5 protein-coding genes are annotated in these 4,076 nt (G+C 66.5%); 2 read left to right on the top strand and 3 right to left on the bottom strand.

Annotation, left to right across the window (positions count from 1 at the left end):
• A partial coding sequence (locus tag AC2VON_RS14570) for an ATP-binding protein (protein WP_486953582.1) occupies positions 1–349 on the top strand: 349 nt, incomplete at its 5' end.
• 106 nt (positions 350–455) lie between these two features.
• Positions 456–797 (top strand): hemophore-related protein, encoded by a 342-nt coding sequence (locus tag AC2VON_RS14565; RefSeq protein ID WP_486953581.1) that lies wholly within the window; start codon positions 456–458, stop codon positions 795–797.
• Between the two features lie 29 nt (positions 798–826).
• On the opposite strand, the gene AC2VON_RS14560 is transcribed toward AC2VON_RS14565, so the two are convergent.
• From AC2VON_RS14560 to AC2VON_RS14550, 3 genes are read right to left on the bottom strand one after another with little or no spacing between them, the layout of a single operon-like run.
• Positions 827–2,116, bottom strand: coding sequence for a PPE family protein (locus tag AC2VON_RS14560; protein WP_486953580.1), 1,290 nt, complete (start codon positions 2,114–2,116; stop codon positions 827–829).
• A 46-nt stretch (positions 2,117–2,162) separates the two neighbouring features.
• Entirely contained in the window at positions 2,163–3,389 is a 1,227-nt protein-coding gene (locus AC2VON_RS14555) for a PPE family protein (RefSeq protein ID WP_486953579.1), read from the bottom strand.
• 35 nt (positions 3,390–3,424) lie between these two features.
• The gene (locus AC2VON_RS14550) at positions 3,425–3,724 is read right to left on the bottom strand and encodes a PE family protein (protein ID WP_486953578.1); all 300 of its coding nucleotides are present in this window, start codon (positions 3,722–3,724) and stop codon (positions 3,425–3,427) included.
• Between the last annotated feature and the right edge of the window lie 352 nt (positions 3,725–4,076).

Genomic DNA, 4,076 nt, shown 5'->3' with positions numbered 1-4,076 from the left:
CGATACGGCGAACATCCCGCCGGCTCTCTCCGCCGACATCGTGGTGGCCACCAACGAGGCGTGCGAAAACAGCGTCGAACATGCCTACCGCGGGCAGACCCGCGGCAAGGTGCGGGTCGGTGCTGAAATCGCCGACACCCAAATACAGGTTCAGGTCGCCGATTCCGGATCGTGGAAAGCACCGCCGCGCCACCCGGGCAACCGGGGCCGAGGGCTACGATTCGTCCGCTCGGTGGCCGACTGTGTCGAGCTCGACCAGACCGGGTCGGGAACCACGGTCAACATGAGCTTCCGAATACCGGCAGGCATGAAAGATGGCCGCTGCCAACCAAGTGTGAGGAAAGGCTAAGGGATCGCCGGATCTGGTTTAGTCCCGACCGGAAGTGGCAAGCCACGAACTACTGCGCCATGGGCAACGTGCCTGACGGTGCATTAGCGAGAAGAGGTTTCCCACAATGTTCACACTTTCATCGACACGACTTGGCGCTGCGATCGGCGGCCTGGCACTGTCGTTGGCCACCGCGGCCGGGATAGCGGCTGCAAACCCCGGTGCCGACGATCCTGTCATCACCACAACCTGCAGCTACCCACAGGCGCTGTCGGCACTGAACGCGCAAAATCCATCAGCTGCTGCACAATTCAACGCGATGCCGGCAGCGCAGTCCTGGTTGAATTCCTTTCTCGCCGCGCCGCGCGACCAGCGTGAGCAGATGATCCAGCAGATCCAGGGCAATCCAGAGGCTGCGCCGTACGTGGCGGTTATGTCGCAGGTCGCCAACACCTGCCACAACTACTGAGCGGATTGGCGCGAATACCCTCCACGTACTTACCCCCCCACCGGCGTACGGCGCAGCGCTTTGGTGGGGAAGCCGTAGACCGGGGCCTCTTCGTCCTCATCTTCGGGCTTATCGACCATGCGCGATGCGCTCGACGCCGCCGCACTCGGTATGCCCGCGGTGATGACCGGGCTGGCGGTGGGGGCCGCGACCGGGTGTGCGGTTGCCGGTGCGGCGATGGCCTCCGCAGGGGCGGCTATGGCGGTCCAGTTGTGGGGCACCGACAGCGATCTGACCAGGCTGGCGTTACCGACGCTCGCGGTGATGGCTCCCTGCCCGGCGGAGGTCGACCCGGCCAGCGTGCCCAGCCCGCCCAGGCCGGTCGAGGCCGAGGCGACACTGCCGAGCGGGGACGCCGCGGAACTCAGACCGGAGACCGCCGCAGCCGGTGCCAGGGTCCGGCCGAGGATGGCCATGAGAGCGCTCATTTCTCCCACGTTTTGCCCGATGAACGCCGGGCTGTAGGGCGCGCCGGCGATCGCGGAATTGACCAGCGTGGAGTTCAAGAAATTGGAGAACGGGGTCGCGTCGGATGATCCCGACAGCAGGTTCAAAAGTCCGCCCAGCCCCGTGGTGGACGTTCCCGATCCGGGGTTCATGATGTTGAGCCCGAGCGCTTGCAGTGCGTTGGCGAGCTGTTGCGCCAACGTGGTGGGGGTGCTGGCCGCCGCCGTCGCGGCCGCATGGGCGCTCGCAGCGGCCTGGCCGGCCGGTCCGCCAGCGGTCGTGGTGGCCGGAGGCTCGCTGAGCGGATTGAGGGTGGCCGCAGCAGCGGAGTCACCGGCATAGCGGTACATCGCGGTGGCGTCTTGAGCCCACATCTCGGCGTAGGCAGCTTCGGTGGCGGCGATCGCGGCAGTGTTCTGCCCCAGCAGGTTTGTGGTGACCAGGGCTGCCAGCCGGGCACGATTCTCGGCGATCACCGGCGGCGGCACAGCGGCCGCGAACGCAGTCTCATACGCACCGACAGCGGTGGACGCCTGACTGGCTGCATGGGCGGCATAACCGGCCGTGGCCCGCATCCAGCCGGTGTACGGCGCAGCCGCGGCAACCATTGACGTCGCCGCGGGGCCCTGCCAGTCATTACCGGCCAACTCAGACAGCACCGCGGCACAGCCATCAGCGGCCGAGACCAATTCACTGGCCAAATCCGCCCAGGCTGCCGCCGCAGCAACCAGCGGACCTGAGCCGGCGCCGGCGTAGATAAGCCCGGAGTTGACCTCCGGTGGCAACGCCCCGAAATCCGGCACGCCGATCTGCGGGATGCTCTGCGCACTCACGACGACGCCTCCTTGCCTCGGGTCGGGTTGCTGGGTGGGGTCACGATTATCCGCCGGCCGGTGGGTGCGCCACCACGACCGGGCGAAAGCCGTAGCGGCGGGCGCGCCTCTTGCCTCGCACCGCTCCGGGCATCGGCGCACCCGGAAGTACTGTCGAGCCGGCGCCGATACCCAACGGCAGCGCTGAGGCACCCGGTATCGCAGCGGTGCCCGCCGTCACTGCCGAAGCGGCGGCCGCGGTCCACTTCTGGGGCACCGACAGCGTTCTGACCAGCTTGGCTTCCCCGACACCGGCCGTGACTTCTGTTTCAGCGGCGTGAGCCCCGGCCAGGGTGCCCACGTCGGCCGGAATGGCTCCGACGCTGTGGATTTGTGAGGCGATCGGCGCCAAACCGCCTAAGCCGCCCACGCCGAGCGCATTGGACGCCATAGCGTCCTGGGCCGCGTAGATCAGCAGGTAGTCGAACGCGTTGAAGACGTTGAAAACGCCGGTCGGATTCCAGAACCCCGAGGAGAAAACACTGTTGTTGGAGAAGTCGTTCAAAAAGTCGCCGAACGACGAATTCGTGGTCCCGCTGAGCATATTGAGTAACCCCGACAGTCCGACGTGCGACGCGCCGTTTGCCGGGCTGAAGATGTTCCATCCACCCATCGACGGGGCGAGCAGTTGCGACAAAGTGCTCGGGGCGCTGGACGCCGCGGTGGCAGTGGCGTGGGTGGTCGCGGCGGCTTGGCCGGCGGTCCCGGTGGTGGTAGCCGGGGGCGTACCGAGCGGGTTGAGGGCGGCCGCAGCAGCGGAGTCACCGGCGTAGCGATACATCGCGGCGGCGTCTTGAGCCCACATCGCCGAGTAGGCAGCCTCGGTTGCCGCAATCGCAGGGGTGTTCTGCCCCAACAGGTTAGTAGCGGTCAGCGACACCAACCGAGCACGATTCTCCGCAATCACCGGCGGCGGCACCATAGCTGCGAACGTCGTCTGATAAGCACTTGCCGCCGCCGACGCTTGGCTGGCAGCGCGAGCAGCGTGGCCGGCGGTCTCCCGCAGCCATGCCGCATACGGAGCAGCCGCGGCGGCCATCGACGCCGCCGACGGACCGTGCCACCCACCACCGGTCAACTGCGACAGCGTCGCAGTACAGGCATCAGCCGCCGAGCCCACTTCATCGGCCAACCCCGCCCAAGCTGCCGCAGCCTCGGTCAGTGGACCCGAACCCGCGCCCACATACATCAACCCGGAGTTCACCTCCGGGGGCAACGCTGCAAAGTCCAACACGCTGATACCCCTTCAACTCTGCGGGCCAACCGGGGCTAGCTGGCGACACAAGCGTTGGCGGCCTCGGTGATCGCATACGAGCCGGCTGCGCTTCGCAACGTGTCGGTGAACAGGCCCAGAATCGCCTCGGCCTGGGAGCTGATCATCTGGTACTGGTGGCCGTACACGGCGAACTGGGCGGCGGTCATCATCGACACCTGATCTGCGGCGGCCGGAATCACTGCGGTGGTCGGGGCTGCCGCAGCGGCGTTTCGGGCGGCTACCGTCGAGCCGATTCCCGCCAAGTTGTCGGCCGCGGCGGCCAGCATCTCCGGTTGTGTGGTCACAAAAGACATGACAATCCTCCTTCGCGGAATAGCCGATCCCCTGGGAGTGCATTACGCACAGGGGTGAGTGCGTCCGGGCGCGCAGCCCAGATGCGTGGAAAAGGGTTCTACGGAAGCCGATTCAGGCTGTTTCGCGACCGAGGTGGAACGAAACAGTCATCGGCTTCGGATACGAACTATCGTCACTGGGACTCAACTGCGTTCTCACCTCCTTGCTGCCGGGACATGCGGGGATGTCAACCGGGTGCACACGGGGTGGGGCGTGTAGCCATCAGCCGAACGCAGCACCCCTCTCGTCAGAGCTTCGACACCGCACGGCGTGTCCGGTAACCCGAAAGCCACTTGGGCTCAACCCTTAAGC

Source organism: Mycobacterium sp. TH-M82, from assembly GCF_057473605.1.
Note: the sequence above shows the minus strand (reverse complement) of the source record. Positions and strands in the feature narration are given on the sequence as shown.